General features: G+C 75.2%; 1 protein-coding gene. It reads right to left on the bottom strand.

Translation table 11 applies throughout. From position 1 onward, the window contains the following. Window positions 1-7: 7 nt before the first annotated feature. On the bottom strand, window positions 8-18,637 hold the full coding sequence (locus ACFV1J_RS04225) for a non-ribosomal peptide synthase/polyketide synthase (RefSeq protein WP_385855675.1): 18,630 nt from the start codon (window positions 18,635-18,637) through the stop codon (window positions 8-10). Window positions 18,638-18,680 lie beyond the last annotated feature (43 nt).

Below are 18,680 nucleotides of genomic sequence, written 5' to 3'. Positions count from 1 at the left end.
TCGGTCCTCACCGTTCGTCGGGGTCGTGGTCGCCGCGTGCGGCGTCTTCGAGTTCGCGCAGGACGTGCTCCTCCACCAGCTCCGCGAGGGCGGCGACGGTGCGGGAGGCCAGCACGTCCCGAGGGGTCAGGGCCACGCCGAAGGTCTCGTTGGCGCGGGCGGCGATGTGCAGGCTGCGCAGCGAGTCGCCGCCGAGAGCGAAGAAGTCGTCCTCGACGCCCAGGGCCGTCTCCAGGACCTCGGACCAGAGGTCCGCGAGGACTTCCTCGGTGGGGGTGCGGGGCGCGGTGTGCCCGGCGGGCCCGTCCGGTTCGGGTTCCGGTGCGGGCAGGGCGGCGCGGTCGGTCTTGCCGTTCTCGGTGAGCGGGAAGCGCTCCAGGACGGCGAAGGCGGTGGGGACCATGTGGGCGGGCAGCGTACGGGCGGCGAACGCCCGTAGTTCCGCCCCGGCGGGGGTGTCGGCCCCGGGTGCGGCGAGCAGATGGGCCACCAGCCGCGGCTGCCCGGGCTCGTCCTCCCGTACGGTCACCACGGCGTCGCGGACGGCCGGGTGGCGGCCGAGAGCGGCCTCGACCTCGCCCGCCTCGATGCGGTGGCCGCGCAGCTTGATCTGGTGGTCGGTGCGGCCGAGGTGGTGGAGGTCGCCGTGGGCGTCGCGCCGTACGAGGTCGCCGGTGCGGTACATGCGGGTGCCCGGCGGGCCGTAGGGGTCGGCGAGGAAGCGTGCGGCGGTCAGGCCGGGGCGGCCCAGGTAGCCGCGGGCCAGGGAGGGGCCGCTGATCCAGAGTTCCCCGGGGACGCCGTCGGCGACCGGCCGGAGCCGCGGGTCGAGGACGTAGACCCCGGTGGCGGGCAGCGGGCGTCCGATGGGTGGCGTGCCGCCGTCGGGCCGTAGCGGTTCGGACCAGGTGGCGACGACGGTGGTCTCGGTGGGCCCGTAGGAGTTGATCATCCGGTGGTGCGGGGCCCAGCGGCCGGCCAGTTCGGCGCCGCAGGTGTCCGCGCCGACGATGAGGGTGCGCAGGTCCGGCAGGGTGCCGGGGGTGTCCGGCGGCACGGTGGCGAGCGCGGCGGGCGGCAGCAGGGTGTGGGTGATGCGGGCGGTGCGCAGTACGTCGGCGAGTTGCGCGCCGAGCAGCGGGCCGGGCGGCGGTACCACCAGGCAGGCGCCGGCCGGCAGGGCCATGCACAGCTCCAGTACGGACGCGTCGAAGCTGGGTGTGGCGAAGGCCAGTACGCGGTCCCCCGGGCGGACCTGGTAGTGCTCGGCCTCGGCGGCGGCGAAGGCGGCCAGTCCGCGGTGGGTGACGACGACGCCCTTGGGGGTGCCGGTGGAGCCGGAGGTGTAGATGACGTAGGCCGGGTCGTCGAGGTCGAGGGGGCGGGTCCGGTCGTGGTCGGTGGGGCGGTGGGACGGGGTGCCGTCCGCCTCGGCCGCCGGCAGGTCCTGGACGTCCGCGGCCCGCAGGGTGACGGCGGGCGCCGCGTCGCGCAGCATCAGGGCGACCCGCTCGTCCGGGTAGCCGGGGTCCACCGGCAGGTAGGCGGCGCCCGCCTTGGCGGTGGCCAGTTGGGCGACGATCATGTCGGCCGATCTGGGCAGGACCAGGGCGACGAGGTCGCCGGGGCCGGTTCCGCGGGCGATCAGCCGGTGCGCGAGCCGGTTGGCGCGGTCCTCCAACTCGGCGAAGCTGAGCTGGAGTTGGGCGTCCTCCAGGGCGGGCGCGGTGGGCGTCCGGTCCACCGCCGCCTCGACGAGCGCGGCCAGGGTGGCCGGCGGGACCGGGTCGGTGTCCGGCCGGGTGGGCCGGACGGTCAGCCGGGCCCGCTCCTCCGGCGGCAGCACATCGATCCCGTCCAGGGACGTCGCCGCGCCGGGTTCCGTGAGGGCGCCGAGGGTGTGCACGAGTTGGCCGGCCAGGGATCCGGCGGTGGTCTCCTCGAAGTACCGCGGGTCGTAGCCGAGTTCGACGGTCAGCCGGGAGCCGGGCGACACCACCACGGTCAGGGGGTAGTTGGTGGCCTCCAGGGCGTGCAGATCGCGTACCTGCAGGCCGTGTGCGGTGGCGGCCGTGGTGGTGATCGGGTAGTTCTCGAAGACCACCAGGCTGTCGAACAGCGGGGTTCCGGCGGGCAGTTCACTCCAGTCGTGCAGGTCGGCGAGGGCGACGTGTTCAAACCCGCGGGCGTCGGCCTGTGCGGTCTGGACGCCGCGCAGCCACTCGGCCGGGGATGCGTCGCCGGTGACGTCGACGCGTACCGGCAGGGTGGTGATGAACAGGCCCGGGATGGCGTCGGCGCCGGGCAGGTCGGCGGGCCGGCCGGAGACCGTGGAGCCGAAGCAGACGTCCCGTTCCCCGCTCCAGCGGGACAGCAGCAGGCCCCAGGCGCCCTGGACGAGGGTGTTGAGGGTCAGGTGGTGGCGCCGGGCGAAGTCCTGGAGTGCCGCGGTGCGTTCCTCATCGAGGTGGAGCGAGAGCCAGGTGCCGGAGCGGGTGGCGGCGCCGGGGGCCGGGCGCCGGTCGTAGGGCAGCGGGGTGGGGGCGGTGAGCCCGGTCAGCGCCCGGCGCCAGTGCGCCTCGGCCGGGGCCGGGTCCTGGGCGGCGAGCCAGCCGACGTGGTCCGCGAACGGTCTGCGGTCCGGCAGCCGGGGCTCGGTGCCGGCGGCGAGCGCGGCGTGGCAGGCGAAGACGTCGGCGAGCACCTGGAAGACGCTCCAGCCGTCGAGCAGGACGTGGTGGAAGGTCCATACGACCCGCACCTCGGCCGGGGCGAGCCGGATGAGGGTGAGCCGCAGCAGCGGCGCCCGGTCCAGGGCCATGCCGCGGGCCCGGTCCTCGGCGAGCAGCCGTTCCAGCGCGGCCGCCCGCTCGACCGGCGGCAGATCGCTCCAGTCCACTTCGGTCACCGGCAGGGTGACGGAGCGGTGCACGGCCTGCAGCGGGGCGGGCGTCTCGTGCAGCAGCACCGCGGTGCGCAGGACTGGGGTGCGGTCGACGACGTGTTGCCAGGCGGCGGCCAGCAGCCGGGGGTCGCGGACACCGTCCACGACGAAGGTGGCCTGTTCGACGTAGAGGCCCTCCTCGGCGGCGTCGAGGCCGTGGAAGACCATGCCGGCCTGGGTGGGGGTCAGCGGGTAGAGGTCGGTGACGTCCCGGCCGTTGCCGACCAGCCGGTCGACGGTGTCCTGGTCGAGGCGGGCCAGCGGGAAGTCGGAGGGCGTGCGGCCGCCGGCACCCGGTTCGGCGCAGTGCCGGACGATCTCCCGCAGTTCGGCGGCCAGCTCCTCGGCCAGCCGGGCCACGGTCGACCGCAGATGCCGCTCGGTCGAGTACGACCAGGTGAACTCCAGCCGTTTGTCGGCCACCCGGCCGACCACGTCGATCAGCTGGGGCCGTTCGGCCGCCGGGTCCATACCGCCCTCCAGCGGGCCGTACGGTGCGTGCAGCAGGCCGTCACCGGCGGAGGCGTGCCAGTCCTGCTGGCCGAGGTAGTTGAAGCCGATCTGCGGGGCGGCCGGGAGGCCCGGGGCGGCGGGGCCGCGCAGGTGGCGCAGGGCGCCGTGGCCGAGGCCGTGCCGGGGCAGCGCGCGCAGGCCCTCCTTCACCGACTTCAGGGCGGCGCCGAGGCCGGCGCCCGGCGGCACGTCCAGCGTGACCGGGAACATGGTGGTGAACCAGCCGACGGTGCGGGACAGGTCGACGTCGTCGAAGATCTCCTCGCGGCCGTGGCCCTCCAGCCCGACCAGCACCCGGTCGTGTCCGGTCCAGCGGGCCAGTACCCGGCCCAGGGCGCACAGCAGGACGTCGTTGATCCGGGTCCGGTAGGCGTCCGGCACGTCCTGGAGCAGCCGGCGGGTCTCCTCGGCCTCCAGACGGACGGTCACGGTGTCCTCGGAGGCGGCGGTGTTGCGGCCGGTGCGGTCGGTGGGCAGGGCGGCCGGCGGGTGCGCCCGGGCCCAGTACGGGAGTTCGTCGTCGAAGCCGCCGGCCGCGGTGTGGTCGTGCAACCGCTGTGCCCAGTCGCGGAAGGAGGTGGTCCGGGGCCCGAGGTCGGCCCGGCCCCCGGCGCGCACCGCGCGGTAGGCGGTGTCGAGGTCCTCCAGCAGGATGCGCCAGGACACCGCGTCCACGACCAGGTGGTGGGCGGCGAGCAGCAGTACCGGGCGGGCCTCCCCGTCGTCGGCCGGGCGGCACAGCACGGTCTTCAGCAGCGGCCCGTGTGCCAGGTCGAAGCCCGCGCAGAGTTCCTCGGACAGGGTGCGCAGCGCCGCGGCGCGGTCCTTCGGGTCCCGGCCGGGCAGGTCGCGGACCTCCAGGGCGGGGGCCGCGCCGGGGGCGGTGGTGTGCTGGCGCCAGCGGCCGTCGCCGGCCGGTGCGTACCGGGAGCGCAGCGCGTCGTGGTGTTCCACCACGGCGGCCAGCGCGGTGCGCAGCGTGTCCTCGTCGGTGTCGGCGGCGAGTTCGTAGGAGAGCGACTGGGTGAAGTGCGCCGCGGTGCCGGGCAGGGTCTCGAACAGCCAGTGCTGGACGGGGGTGAGCGGCACCTCCCCGACCACCGGGCCCTGGTCGGCGGGGGCCGCCGGGCCCGGCAACTGCCCGACGGCGGCGGCCAGTTCGGCGACGGTCTGGTGGACGAACAGGTGCCGGGGTGCCAGGTCGAGGCCGGCGCGGCGGGCCGCGGAGACGATCTGGATGCTGAGGATCGAGTCGCCGCCGAGGGTGAAGTAGTTGTCGTCCACGCCGACCGTCTCCACGCCCAGTACCTGGGCCCAGATGGAGGCCAGCGTCCGTTCGGTGTCGGTGCGCGGGGCCACCTGGCCGCCGGTGGGGGCGGTCCAGTCGGGCGCGGGCAGGGCGCGCCGGTCCAGCTTGCCGGTGGTGCCCAGCGGCAGTCGGTCCAGGGGGACGACGACCGAGGGGACCAGGTGGTCGGGCAGGCGCGCGGCGAGGAAGGCGCGGACCGCGGCGGGGTCGGGGCGGGCCGCGCCCCGACCGACCGCGTAGCCGACCAGGCGCTTGTGGCCGTCGGTCTCGACGACCCGCGCGGCGGCCTCGGCCACGTCGGGGTGGCGGGTCAGCGCGGCCTCGACCTCGCCGAGTTCGATCCGGAAGCCGCGCACCTTGACCTGGTCGTCGGTCCGGCCGAGGTACACCAACTGGCCGTCGTGGTCCCGGCGTACGAGGTCGCCGGTGCGGTACATCCGCGCGCCCGCGGGGCCGTACGGGTCCGCGAGGAACCGGCGGGCGGTCAGACCGGGCCGGGCGAAGTAGCCGCGGGCCACGCCGGTGCCGGCGAGGTAGAGCTCACCGGGTACGCCGACGGGCACCGGTCGGAGCCGGGCATCGAGGACGTAGGCGCGGGCGCCCCCGACGGGGCTGCCGATGGGCGGGGTGCGGTCCGGGTCGGCGGGGTCGCAGGTCCAGGCGGTGGCGTAGACGGTGGCCTCGGTGGGGCCGTAGATGTTGGCGACCGTGCAGCCGGGGATGGCGGCGCGGACGTCCCGGACGGTACGGGCGGCGAGTCCTTCGCCGGCGAGGACCACGGTGTCCGCGGTGACATGCACGGTGTCCTCGGCGAGCAGCCGGCCGAGGGCGGAGGGGACGGCGCTGAGCAGGCTCGCGGTCCAGGGCTCGGTGCGTTCGGCCAGCGCCAGCAGGTCCGGTACGAGGTCGATGCGGCCGCCGCAGAGCAGCGGGCAGAGCAGTTCGAAGACCGAGACGTCGAAGTTGAGCGAGGTCGAGGCGACGACGTGGGCGAGGCCCCGGCTGCCGAATGCGGCCGCCGCCCAGTCGGCCAGTGCCACCACCGAGCCATGGGTGACGACGACGCCCTTGGGGCGGCCGGTCGAGCCCGAGGTGTGGATGACGTAGGCGGGGTGGGCGGGCAGCAGGGCACCGGCCCGCTCGGCGTCGTGGGGGTCGGCGGCGGACTGCTGCGCGAGCCGTCCGGCCAGCGCCGGGTCGTCCAGCGCGAGGCGGACGGTGGGCCCTTCGGGCAGGCGGGCGGCGAGTTCGGTGGTGGTCAGCAGGATGTCCGGGCGGACGTCGTCGAAGAGGAAGGAGATCCGCTCGGCCGGGTACCCGGGGTCGACCGGCAGATAGCCGGCGCCGCTCTTGAGGACGGCCAGCAGGGCCACGACCAGGTCGGCGGTGCGCGGCAGCGCGAGGGCGACGAACCGTTCCGGGCCGGCGCCGGAGGCGATCAGCAGCCGGGCCAGCCGGTTGGCGCGGGCGTTGAGTTCCCGGTAGGTGAGGCGTGTGGTCCCGGCCAGCACGGCCTCGGCGTCGGGGGTGCGGGCCGCCTGTTCCGCGAAGACCTCCGGCAGGACGCGGTGCGGCGTCGCGGTGTCCGGTGTGCCGGACCGGTCGAGGAGCTGGGCGCTCTCCTGCGCGGTGAGCAGTGGCAGGTCCGCGAGCCGGCGGTCCGGATCGGCGGCCATTTCGGTGAGCAACACGCGCAGGCAGCCGCCGAGCCGCTCGATGGTGGCGGCGTCGAAGACGGCCGGGTCGTAGTCCAGGGCGATGGTGAGGCGATCGCCGGGGGCGACGACCACGCTGAGCGGGTAGCTGGTCGGCTCCAGTTCGCTCTGTTCGGCCACCCGCAGGCCGTGCCGGGCGAGGGCGCCGCGGTCGAAGGGGTAGTTCTCGAAGACCACGATGCTGTCGAACAGGCCGACGCCGCCGGGGAGTTCGCTCCAGTTCTGCAGTTGGGCGAGGGAGACGAAGTCGTGCCGGCGGGATTCCGACTGGGCGGACTGCACCTCGCGCAGCCAGTCCAGCAGCGGACGGTCGGCGTCGATCCGTACCCGGGTCGGGAGGGTGTTGATGAACACGCCGACCATGGATTCCACACCGGGCAGGTCGGCGGGCCGGCCGGAGACGGTGCTGCCGAAGACCACGTCGTCGGTGTTTCCGTAGCGCCCGAGCAGCAGGCCCCAGGCGCCCTGGAGCACGGTGTTCATGGTGAGGCCGGCCCGCTGGGCGGTCTCCCGCAGCCGTGCGGAGTCCGTGGCGTCCAGCGTGAGGTGCACGCTGTCCGAGGACGCGCTGCGGTGGGCCCCCAACGGCGTGCGGTCGCGGGGCAGTTCGGTGGGTGCGGTGAAACCGGTCAGCGTGCGGCGCCAGTACTGCTCGGCGTGGGTGTCGTCCTGCTCCGCCAGCCAGCGCAGATAGCCGGCGAACGGGGCGCGCGCGGGCACCTCGGGGCGGCGGCCGGCGGTGAGTGCGGCGTACCGCTCGAAGACCTCGTCGACGACCTGGGCCGCGCTCCAGCCGTCGAGCAGGATGTGGTGGAAGGTCCACACGAGGCGGACCCGGTCGGCGGAGAGCTTGATCAGGGTCAGCCGCATCAGGGGCGCGGTGGTGAGGTCGAGGCCGGCCGCCCGGTCCTCGGCGAGCAGGGCGGTCAGGGCTTCCTCGCACTGCTCGGCGCTCCGGCCGGTCCAGTCGTGGTGGGTGACGGGGACGGTGGCCCGGGTCTGCACGATCTGCAGCGGTTCGGGGGTCTCCTGCCACACCAGGCGGGTGCGGAGCATGGGGTTGGCGTCGGCGGTCCGCTGCCAGGCCGTGGCCAGTGCCGCGGGGTCGGTGACGCCGGTCAGCAGCAGCTGGACCTGGTTGAAGTAGGCCTCGGAGGTCGGGTCCATCAGGCCGTGGAAGAGCATGCCGGCCTGCATGGGGGTGAGCGGGTAGACGTCCTCCACGGTGCGGCCGTCCGCCACGATCCGGTCCACGGCGGCCTGGTCGAGGCGGGCCAGCGGGAAGTCGGAGGGGGTGCGGCCGCCGGCGTCCGGGGCGGCGCAGTGCGCGATGAGCTCCGTCAGCGCGGTGCGCATGCCCTCGGCGAGCGCGGTGACCGTCTCCTCGTGGTGGACCCCGCGGCTGTAGTGCCAGGTGAGTTCCAGGCTGCCGTCCTCGACCCGGCCCACGACGTCGAGCAGGTGCGGCCGTACGGACTCGGGTGCGGCGGCGCCGTCGAGTCCGCCGCGTACACCGCGGATCAGTCCGTCGCCGTCGGCGGTCCAGTCGAAGCGGCCCAGGTAGTTGAAGCTGATCGGCGGCAGGGGCGCGTCGGCGATCCCGGCGGTGGGCGCGAGGTGGCGCAGTGCGCCGTGGCCGAGGCCCCGGCCGGGTACGGCGCGCAGCTGCTCCTTGACCGACTTGAACGCGTCGGCCCAGCCGCCGGCCGGCACGTCGAGGGCGACCGGGAACAGGCTGGTGAACCAGCCGACCGTACGGGACAGATCGACGCCGTCGAAGAGGTGGTCCTCGCGGCCGTGGCCCTCCAGTCCGATGGCGACGGTGCGGCGGCCGGTCCAGTCGGCCAGCACCCGGCCGAGTGCGGTGAGCAGGACGTCGTTGATCTGCGTGCGGTAGACGCCGGGCACCTTGTGCAGCAGGTCGGCGGTGTGCCGCGGGTCCAGGCGGACGGTGACCGAGCGCAGGTCGGCGATGGTGTTGCCGCCGTCGGCGTCGACCGGCAGCGGGGCCGCGCAGTGTTCGGCGACGGCGTTCCAGTGGGCGCTCTCGCCGGTGAATCCGCCGGCTTCCGTATGGGTCCGCAGCCGCCGGGCCCATTCCTGTACGGAGGTGGTGCGGGCGGGCAGGCGGACCGGCTCCCCGGCGCGTGCCTGGCGGTAGGCGGTCTCCAGGTCCTCCAGCAGGACGCGCCAGGAGACACCGTCCACGATCAGGTGATGAACAGTCAGAAACAGTTCAGGTGATGGCAGTTGACCGCCGGTGAAGAGCCGGGCGGCGAGCAGGGGGCCGTCCGCGAGCCGGAAGCCGGCGTGGGCCTCGGCCATGGCCGCGTCGGCCTCGGCGGTGCGCTCCTCGGCGGTCCGCCCGGTCAGCCGGTGGATCCGCAACAGCTCCGGTTCCGTCGCGTCCGGGCCGGGGCAGTACTGGTGCCAGGTTCCGTCCGTGCGCCGGCTGAAGCGGGCCCGCAGCGCGTCGTGGTGGCGCCACAGCGCGTGCAGCGCCGTCTCCAGGGCCTGTGGGTCGGGGTCCTCGGCCAGTTCGATGACGACGGACTGGTTGAAGTACCCGGGACGCTGCGGGTCGGCGTCGAGGAACCAGTGCTGGATCGGGGTGAGGTCGACGTCGCCGTCGACCGGGCCGGTGCCGGTGACGGGTGCGGCGGAACCGGTGGCGGCCGCCAGGGCCGCGACGGTCGGGTGCCGGAACACGTCCCGGGGCGTGAGGGTCAGGCCCGCCTTCCGGGCGCGCGAGACGACCTGGATGCTGAGGATCGAATCGCCGCCCAGGGTGAAGAAGTTGTCCTCGACACCGACCCGTTCCACGCCCAGCAGGGTGCGCCAGATCCCGGCGAGGATCCGCTCGGTCCCGGTGCGCGGCGCGACGTGTTCCGCGGCGCCGGCCGTGGACCGGTCGGGGGTCGGCAGCCGGCGGTGGTCGACCTTGCCGTTGGCGGTGAGCGGCAGGGCGTCCAGGGTGACGAAGGCGGCCGGGACCATGTAGTCGGGCAGTTCGGCGGCGAGCGAGGCGCGCAGTTCGTCCGCCGTCGGCACGGTCGTGCCCGCGGCGGGCACGAGATAGGCGACCAGGCGTTTGCGGCCGCCGTCGGCGGGGACGGCCACCACCGCCTCGGCGACGGCTTCGTGGCGGGTGAGCCGGTCGGCGATCTCGGCCGGTTCGACGCGGAAGCCGCGGATCTTGATCTGGTCGTCGGCCCGTCCCACGAAGTGCAGTTCGCCGTCCGGGCTCCAGCGCACCAGGTCGCCGGTGCGGTACATCCGGCTGCCGGGCGGGCCGAAGGGGTCGGCGAGGTAGCGTTCCGCGGTGGCGCCGGGCCGGCCGTGGTAGCCGCGGGCGAGTCCGGCGCCGGCGACGTACAGCTCGCCGGGGATGCCCGGCGGCTGGGGCTGCAGCGCGCCGTCGAGGACGTAGACCCGGGTGTTGTCCAGCGGGCGTCCGATGGGGAGGGTGGCGGGCAGCGGGTCGCCGGCCCGGAAGACCCGCCGGGTCGCGAACGTCGTCGTCTCGGTGGGTCCGTAGCCGTCGACCACGGTGAGGTCGGGGCAGGCGGCCAGGACGCGGCGCACGGCCCCGCCCGGTACGGCCTCTCCCCCGGTCCATACCTCCCGGGCGCCGCGCAGGCAGCCGGGGTCCTCCTGGGCGAGCAGCCGGAACAGCCCGGCGGTCAGCCAGAGGCAGCTGACGCCCTGCTCGGTGATGGCCCGGCGGACGGTGGTGGCGTCCACGTCAGCGGGCGGGGCGAGGACGGCGCGGCCGCCGCGCAGCAGCGGCACCCACAGCTCGTAGGTGGCGGCGTCGAAGGCCTGCGGGGAGTGCAGCAGGACCCGGTCGTGTCCGGCGAAGGCACGGTCCGCGGCGAGCGCCACGACGTCCCGGTGGCGCACCGCGACGCCCTTGGGCCGCCCGGTGGAGCCGGAGGTGAACATCAGCTGGAGCACCTGGTCCGGGTGGACCGCGGGGATGGGTACGCCGGCCGGGGCGGGGTCGCCGTCTTCGTCGGTCACCAGCACGGTGCGCCCGTTGGGGGCCACCGCCGTGGCGGTGGCCTGCCAGGCGGCGTCGGTGAGGACGAGGTCCGCGGAGCTCTCCGCCAGCACCTGCCGCAGCCGCTGCTCGGGCGCCCGGCCGTCCAGCGGGACGTACACGCCGCCGGTCCTGGCGAGGGCCAGCTGGGCGACGACGAGGGCGGCCGAGCGGTCCATGAGGACGGCGACGGGGTGTTCGGGGCGGACCCCGAGAGCCATGAGCCGTTGCGCCAACTCCTGTGCGCGGGCGTCCAGTTGGCGGTAGCTCAGGGCTCGGTCACCGGTGTCCAGGGCGGTGGCGTCGGGGGTGCGGCGGACCTGGGCGGCGAACATCCCGGCGACGGTGTCCTCGGGGAGGGCGGTGGCGGTGTCGTTCCACTCCTCCAGGACCTGCCGGCGGCGGGCGGCGCCGAGGACCGGCAGCCGGGCGGGCGGGCGCCCGTCGTCGGCGGCCAGCTCCGTCAGGAGGACGGTGAGGTACTCGGCCATCCGCTCGACGGTGGCGGCGTCGAACAGCTCCGGGTCGTAGCCGAGCCGCAGGGCCAGTTCCGGGCCGGGGTAGGCGACGAGGCTGAGCGGGTAGTTGGTGGTCTCGATGCCGTCGAGGCCGGTCAGTCGCAGGCCGTGCGCGGCGGCGAGGTCGTCACCTACGGGATAGTTCTCGAAGACCACGATGCTGTCGAAGAGCCGGGCCCGCTCGGGCAGTTCGGTGAGCGCCGTGAGCTTGGCCAGCGGCACGTGGCCGAAGCGCCGGTCGTCGCTCTGCATCTCCTGCACCCGGCGCAGCCAGTCCCGCACGGTGCCGTCGGCGGGGACGGTCAGCTGGGTTGGTACGGTCGCGATGAACAGGCCGTTCATCGCCTCGGCGCCGGGCAGCTCGGGCGGCCGGCCGGAGACGGTGGTGCCGAAGACGACATCCGGCCGGCCGGTCTGGCGGGCCAGCAGCAGCGCCCAGGCGGCCTGGACGCAGGTGTTGACGGTCAGGCCGGCGCGGCGGGCCAGCTCGTCCAGGCGGCGGGAGGTGGCGGCGGGCAGGGTGACCCGCACCGCTTCGGAGGACTCCGCGCGGTGGGTCTCGGTGGGTTCGCGGTCGTAGGGCAGTGCGGTGGGTTCGGTGAGCCCGGCGAGGCGGTCCCGCCAGTGCCGTTCGGCCTCGGTGCGGTCGCGGTCGCGCAGCCAGGCGACGTAGTCGCGGAACGGCCGGCGCACGGGCAGGCCGGCGTCCGTCGGGGTGCCGCCGTCGCCGGTGGCCGGCTCGCGCAGCAGCGCATGGCTGCGGAAGACGTCGGACAGCACCTGGAACAGGCTCCAGCCGTCGAGTATCAGGTGGTGGAAGGACCACACGACCTGCACTTCGGTGGCGGACAGCCGGGCCAGGGTCAGGCGCTGCAGCGGGGCGGTGTCCAGGTCGATGCCGCGCCGCCGGTCCCGGTCCTGCAGGTCCCGCAGGCGCTGCTGCCGTTCGTCGTCCGTGCGGCCGCGCCAGTCCAGGTGGGTGACCGGCACCTCGGCCCGGCGGTCGACGACGAAGAGCGGCTCGGGCACGTCGTGCCAGACGACGCGGCCGCGCAGCACCGGGGTGCGGTCGGTCACCCGCTGCCAGGCCGCGGCCAGCGTCTGCGGGTCGGGCACGCCGTCCAGCACGAAGGTGAGCTGCTGGTGGTAGACGCTCTGATCGTCCTGGGACAGCCGGTGGAAGAGCATGCCGGCCTGGGTGGGGGTCAGCGGGTGGATGTCCTCGACGGTCCCGCCGTGCCCCACCAGCCGGTCCACGGTGGCCTGGTCGAGGTCGGCCAGCGGGAAGTCGGACGGGGTGCGTCCGCCGGCCCCGGGCCGGGTGCCGTGCCGGGCGATCTCCTCCAGTGCCCCGGCGAACTGCCCGGCGAGGTGGGCGACGGTCTCCTCGCGGTGCCGGTTCGCCGAGTAGAACCAGGTGAACTCCAGGGCGTCGCCGTTGAGTTGGCCGACGACCTCCAGTGTGTGCGGCCGGTCCGCGGCCGGGTCGGCGTCCAGCGACAGCCCGCGGTGCAGGCCGCGGTAGAGGCCGCCCGCATCGCCGGGCAGGCCGAACTGGCCCAGGTAGTTGAAGCTCAGCCCGGCGGTCGGCGCGTCGGGCAGGGCGGACGGGCGGCGCAGATGGCGGTGGACGCCGTGGCCGAGGCCGCGGCGGGGCACGGCACGCAGCTGTTCCTTGACGGACTTCAGTACGGTGCCCCAGTCCGCGTCCGGTGCCACGGTCAGGGCGACCGGGTAGCGGGTGGTGAACCAGCCGACGGTACGGCTGAGGTCGACGTCCTCGAAGAGCTCCTCGCGGCCGTGGCCCTCCAGGTCCACCGGGGTCCGGTCGCGGCCGGTCCAGTCGCGCAGAACCCGGGCCAGCGCGCTCAGCAGCACGTCGTTGACCTGGGTGCGGTAGGCGGCGGGGAGGGTGTGCAGCAGGGCGGCGGTGGTCTTCGCGGGGAGGCGGACGGTCACCGAGCGGGCCGAGGCGTAGGTGTCGGGGCCGTCGAGGTCGGTCGGCAGCTCGGGATCGCAACTGGCGGCCAGGTCCGCCCAGTAGCCCGTCTCGTCGGCGAAGCCGCCGGCGTCCGCGTGGTCGGTCAGCCGCCGCGCCCAGTGGCGCAGCGGGGTGGACTTCGGCGGCAGGGCGACGGGTTCGTTGCCGCGGCGGGCCCGGTAGGCGCGGTCCAGGTCCGCCAGCAGCAGGCGCCAGGAGACGCCGTCGACGACCAGGTGGTGGACGGTCAGGTGGAGGACCGCGGGGCGATTGTCGGTGCGGTCGTGCAGGACGGCGCGGAGTAACGGCCCCCGGGCGAGGTCGAACGGGCCCAGGTGGGGTGTGTCGTCGTCGGGCCCGGTGTGCCGGTGCAGGACGACGTGGGGCGGCTCGGCGTCGATGTGCTGCCGCCACCGGCCGTCGTCGTCGCGGTCGAAGCGCGACCGGAGCGCGTCGTGGTGGGCGACCACGTCCCGCAGGGCCTGCTCCAGCGCCAACGCATCGCAGTCCTCGGTGAGTTCGACGGAGAGGGTCTGTCCGAAGTGGCTTGCCCGCTCGGCGTCGGTCTCGAAGAGCCAGTGCTGGATCGGGGTGAGCGGCGCGGTACCGGTGGCGGCCTCGTCGGCCCGGGCGGGTTCGGCGGGGCGGTCGGCGGCGTCCAGGCACTGGGCGAGCGCGCCGACCGTCTGGTGCCGGTAGACGTCGCGCGAGGTCACGGCCAGGCCGGCCTGCCGCGCCTGGGCAACCACCTGGATGCTGAGGATCGAGTCGCCGCCCAGCGTGAAGAAGTTGTCGTCGACGCCGACCCGTTCCACCCGCAGCACCTCGGCCCAGACCGCGGCCAGCGCCCGCTCGGTGGCGGTGCGCGGCGCCACGTAGTCGGTGGTGGCCTCGGCGGAACGGTCCGGGGCGGGCAGCCGGTCGCGGTCCAGTTTGCCGTTGGGGTTGAGCGGCATCGCCGGCAGGACGACGACGGCGGCGGGCACCATGTAGTCGGGCAGCCGGCGGCCGAGCGCGCGGCGGATCGCCTCCGGGTCGGCCTCCGTTCCGGGCGCCGGGACGACATAGCCGATCAGCCGCTTGTGGCCGTCGTCCTCCCGGGTGGTGGCGGCGGCCTGGGCGACGTTCTCGCAGGCCAGCAGCGCCTCCTCGACCTCGCCCAGCTCGATCCGGAAGCCCCGCACCTTGACCTGGTGGTCGGCCCGGCCCAGGTACTCCAGCTCGCCGTCGGCGGTCCACCGTGCCAGGTCGCCGGTGCGGTACATCCGGCTGCCCGGCCCGGCGAACGGGTCGGCGACGAACCGGGCGGCGGTGAGCCCGGGCCGCCGGAGGTAGCCCCGGGCCAGCCCACCGCCACCGAGGTACAACTCACCTGTCACGCCCGGGGGTTGGGGACGCAGCCGGGCGTCGAGGACGTAGGCCCGGGTCCGGGCGACCGGCCGGCCGATCGGCGGGGCCTGCTCCGGGGTGCCGTCGTCGGCGAACCATGCGGTGGCGTACACGGTGGCCTCGGTCGGGCCGTAGATGTTGGCGATCTCGCAGGCCGGCATGGACCGGCGGATCTCCCGTACGGTCTGCGCGGGCAGCGCCTCGCCGGCCAGGACCACGGTGCCGGCCCGTACGGCGGCGTCCCGGGTGAGCATCCGGGACAGCACCGACGGCACCCCACTGATCAGCCCGGCCCGCCGCGGCGCGCCGTCCGCCGCGTCGGCGAGGGCCGGCAGGTCGGGGACCACGTCGATGCTGCCGCCGGAGAGCAGCGGGCAGAGCAGTTCGAAGACCGAGACGTCGAAGTTGAGCGAGGTGGAGGCCACCACGTGGGCCAGCCGCTGCGGGCCGAACCGCTCGCCCGCCCAGGCCGCCAGGTCGGCCACGCTGCGGTGGGTGACCACCACGCCCTTGGGCCGCCCGGTCGAGCCGGAGGTGTAGATGACGTAGGCGGGGTGGCCGGGATCCAGCGGCCGGACCCGTTCGGCGTCGGTCAGGTCGTGCGCGGGGCGGGCGGCGAGCGCGTCGACGGTGCCGGGCTCGTCGAGTACCAGCGCCTCGGTGCCCTCGGGCAGGCAGCCGGCCGTCTCGCGGGTGGTGAGGACCACGGCCGGGCGGGCGTCGGCGAGCATGAAACGGATCCGGTCGGCCGGGTAGCCGGGGTCCACCGGGAGGTAGCCGGCGCCCGCCTTGAGCACCGCCCACAGCACGGTGACCAGGTCGGCCGAGCGCGGCAGGGCCAGGGCGACCAGTGACTCGGGGCCGACTCCGCGGGCGGCCAGCAGCCGGGCCAGCCGGTTGGCGCGCCGGTTCACCTCGGCGTAGCCGATCCGGGTGTCCCCGCAGACCACGGCGGTGCGGTCGGGGGTGCGGGCGGTCTGCTCCTCGAAGAGCGCCGGCAGCGTCGTCTCGCGGTCGGGCGCCTGCGGGGTGTTCCAGGCGTCGAGCATGGTGCGCCGCTCGTCGTCGGTGAGCAGCGGGAGTTCGGACACGGTCCGGTGCGGGCCGTCGGCCATGCCCGCCAGCAGGAGGTGCAGATGGCGGGCCAGCCGGGCCACGGTCGCGGCCTCGAACAGGTCGGTGTTGTACTCGACGGTCAGCCCGAACGAGCCGTCGGCGCGCGGCAGGAACTCCAGCACCAGGTCGAAGCGGGCCGCCGGGCGCGGCAGCGGGTGCTCGTCGATCCGGACGCCGCCGGCCCGACCGGGCGGCACCATGGCGGTCTGTTGGACCACGAGGACCTGCACCAGCGGGGTCCGGCTGGGGTCGCGGGGCGGTGCGAGTTCCTCGACGACCCGGTCGAAGGGCACCCCGTCGTGGGCGAAGGCGTCCAGCAGTGTCGTGCGCATGGTGTCCAGGAAGCGGTCGACGGTGGCGGTGCCGTCGACGTCGTGGCGCAGCACCACGGTGTTGACGAAGAAGCCGGCCACCTCCTCCAGTTCCCGGCGGTCGCGGCCGTTGGTGACGGTGCCGAAGGCGATGTCCCGCTGGCCGGTGTAGCGGGAGAAGAGCACCGCGGCCGCCCCGGAGAACAGGGTGAACAGCGTGGTGCCCTTGGCCCGGGCGAGCCGGGAGAGGCGGTCGGTGAGGTCGGCGGGCAGTTCGTGCCGGTGGGCCGCGCCGGCGGTGGTGCGCACCGGCGGCCGGGGCCGGTCGGTGGGCAGGTCCAGCTGCGGCAGCCCGGCCAGTTGCCGCTTCCAGTACGCGAGGTCGTCGGCCTGCCGCTCCGGTGCCGGCCGCCCGTGCTCCCAGAGCGCGAAGTCCGGGTACTGCAGGACGGGTTCGGGGAGTCCGTCGGGCGATCCCTCGGCCTCCGCGGCGTAGAGCGCGGCCAGTTCGCGGACGAGGAGGCCGACCGACCAGCCGTCGGTGACGATGTGGTGCTGGGCCAGGAGCAGCAGATGCTCCGCATCGTCGAGCCGGACCAGCAGGGCCCGGGTCAGCGGGCCCTGGTCCAGGTCGTAGGCGCGCCGGAGTTCCTCGGTGAGCAGGCGCTCGACCTCTTCGGGGCGCCGGTCGGCCGGCAGGTTGCTCAGGTCGGCGGTGTCGAGCGGCAGGGCGGCGGGGCCGTCGACCCGCTGCACCACGCGCCCGCCGACCGTCGTGAACGTGGTGCGCAGCGCGTCGTGGCGGGCGGCGAGCCGGTCCAGGGCGCGGCCGAGCGCACCGGTGTCCAGCGGGCCGCGCAGCCGCAGCCCCACGCCGGTGTGGTACTCGGTGCCGCCAGGGGTGAGGTCGTCGAGGAACCACAGGCGCTGCTGTGCGCGGGAGAGCGGCAGCGGTCCGGTGCGCGGGGCCGCGGTGATCGGCCCGGACGGGTCGTGGGTCTCCGCCACGTCGAGGAGGGCGGCCAGTCCGGCCACGGTGCGGGCGGTGAACAGGTCCCGGACGGTCAGCCGGACGGCTCGTTCCGCCCGGATGCGGGAGAGCACCCGTACGGCCACGACGGAGTCGCCCCCGAGGGCGAAGAAGTCGTCGTCGGCGCCGACGGGTTGGACGCCCAGCACCTCGGACCAGATGCCGGCGACGGTGCGTTCCGCGGGGGTGCGGGGAGGGGTGTGGCCGGTGCCCTGGAGCGGGCCGGGTGCGGGCAGGGCGCGCCGGTCGACCTTGTGGTGCGCGGTCAGCGGGAGGGCGTCCAGGACGACGACGGCGGACGGGACCATATGGGCCGGCAGGGTGCGGGCGACGGCCGTCCGCAGCGTCCCGGGCCGCGGGGGCCGGGCCGGGTCGCCGGCCGTGACGTAGCCGACCAGCCGCTGGCGTCCGGGCTCGTCCTCGCGGACCACGACGACGGCCTCGCCGACCCCGTCCTGGTCCGCCAACGCGGCCTCGATCTCGCCGAGTTCGACGCGGAAGCCGCGGATCTTGACCTGGTGGTCGGTCCGCCCGAGGAATTCCAGCTCACCGTCGGCGTTCCGGCGCGCCAGGTCGCCGGTGCGGTAGAGCCTGCTGCCGGCCGGGCCGTACGGATCGGCCACGAAGCGCGCGGCGGTCAGGCCCGGGCGGCCGAGGTAGCCGCGGGCCACGCCTTCGCCGCCGACGTACAGCTCGCCGGCGGTCCCGGTGGGCACCGGCCGCATCGCCGCGTCGAGCAGGTGGACCTGCGTACGGGGCAGCGGCCGGCCGATCGGCGGGGTGCCGGCGCCGACGGCCAGCGGTCCGGTCCAGGACGCGACCACCGTGGTCTCGGTGGGGCCGTAGGAGTTGATCAGCCGCCGTCCCGCCGCCCAGCGGTCGGCCAGTTCGGCCGGGCAGGCCTCGGCCCCGACGACCAGGGTGCGCAGGTCCGGCAGCGGATTGCCGTCCGCCGGGCCGGGCAGCGTACCGAGCGCAGCCGGCGGGATGAGCGCATGGCTGATCCGGTGGTCCCGCAGCACGTCGGCGAGTTCGTCACCCAGCCACGGGCCGTCCGGCGGGATGACGAGGGTGCCGCCCGACAGCAGGGAGATGCACAGTTCCAGGACGGCGGCGTCGAAGCTGGGCGAGGAGAACTGCAGCACCCGGTCGCCCGGCCCGACGGCGTATCGTTCCTGCGCCGCGGCGGTGAAGGCACCCAGTCCGGTATGGGTCACCACCACGCCCTTGGGGACGCCGGTCGAGCCGGAGGTGTAGATGACGTAGGCCGGGTGCCCGTGGTGCAGCGGGGCCGGCCGGTCGGTGTCGCGCGGGGTGCGGTCCGGGCCGGTGGCGCGGCGGATCCGGGCCGGGTCGTCGAGGACCACCGCGGGCGCGGCGTCGGAGAGCAGCAGCTCCCGGCGTTCGGCGGGGTACGCCGGGTCGACCGGCAGGAAGGCGCCGCCGGCCTTGGCCACCGCGAGTTCCGCCACGATCAGTTCCACCGAACGCGGCAGCACCAGCGCCACCGTGCGCTCCGGCCCCACGCCCCGCGCGATCAGCTCGTGCGCGAGGCGGTTGGCCCAGGCGTCGGTCTCTCGGTAGGACCAGGTCCGCCGGCCGTCCGTCACGGCGGGCGCCTCGGGGGTGCGGTCCACCCACGCCGCGAACAGTTCGGCGAGCGGGGCGCGCGGCACCGGACGGACCGGGTCGGCCCCGGGAACCTGCGAAGCGGTCCGGTCCTGCGCTGGTGCGGACGCGGGTACGGGGTTTCGGGGCTGGTCCTTCATGGAGGTCAGTCCTTCGAGGCGGGGACGGAAAGGGTGCAGCGGT

It is taken from the genome of Streptomyces sp. NPDC059649, assembly GCF_042734445.1.
Classification (GTDB): Bacteria; Actinomycetota; Actinomycetes; order Streptomycetales; family Streptomycetaceae; genus Streptomyces.
The sequence above is the reverse complement of the archived record's forward strand: the minus strand, read 5'-3'. Positions and strand labels throughout refer to the sequence as shown.

Coding starts and splice junctions, on each gene's coding strand:
- ACFV1J_RS04225 (WP_385855675.1), bottom strand. CDS start 18,637: ATGAAGGACCAGCCCCGAAACCCCGTACCCGCGTCCGCACCAGCGCAG.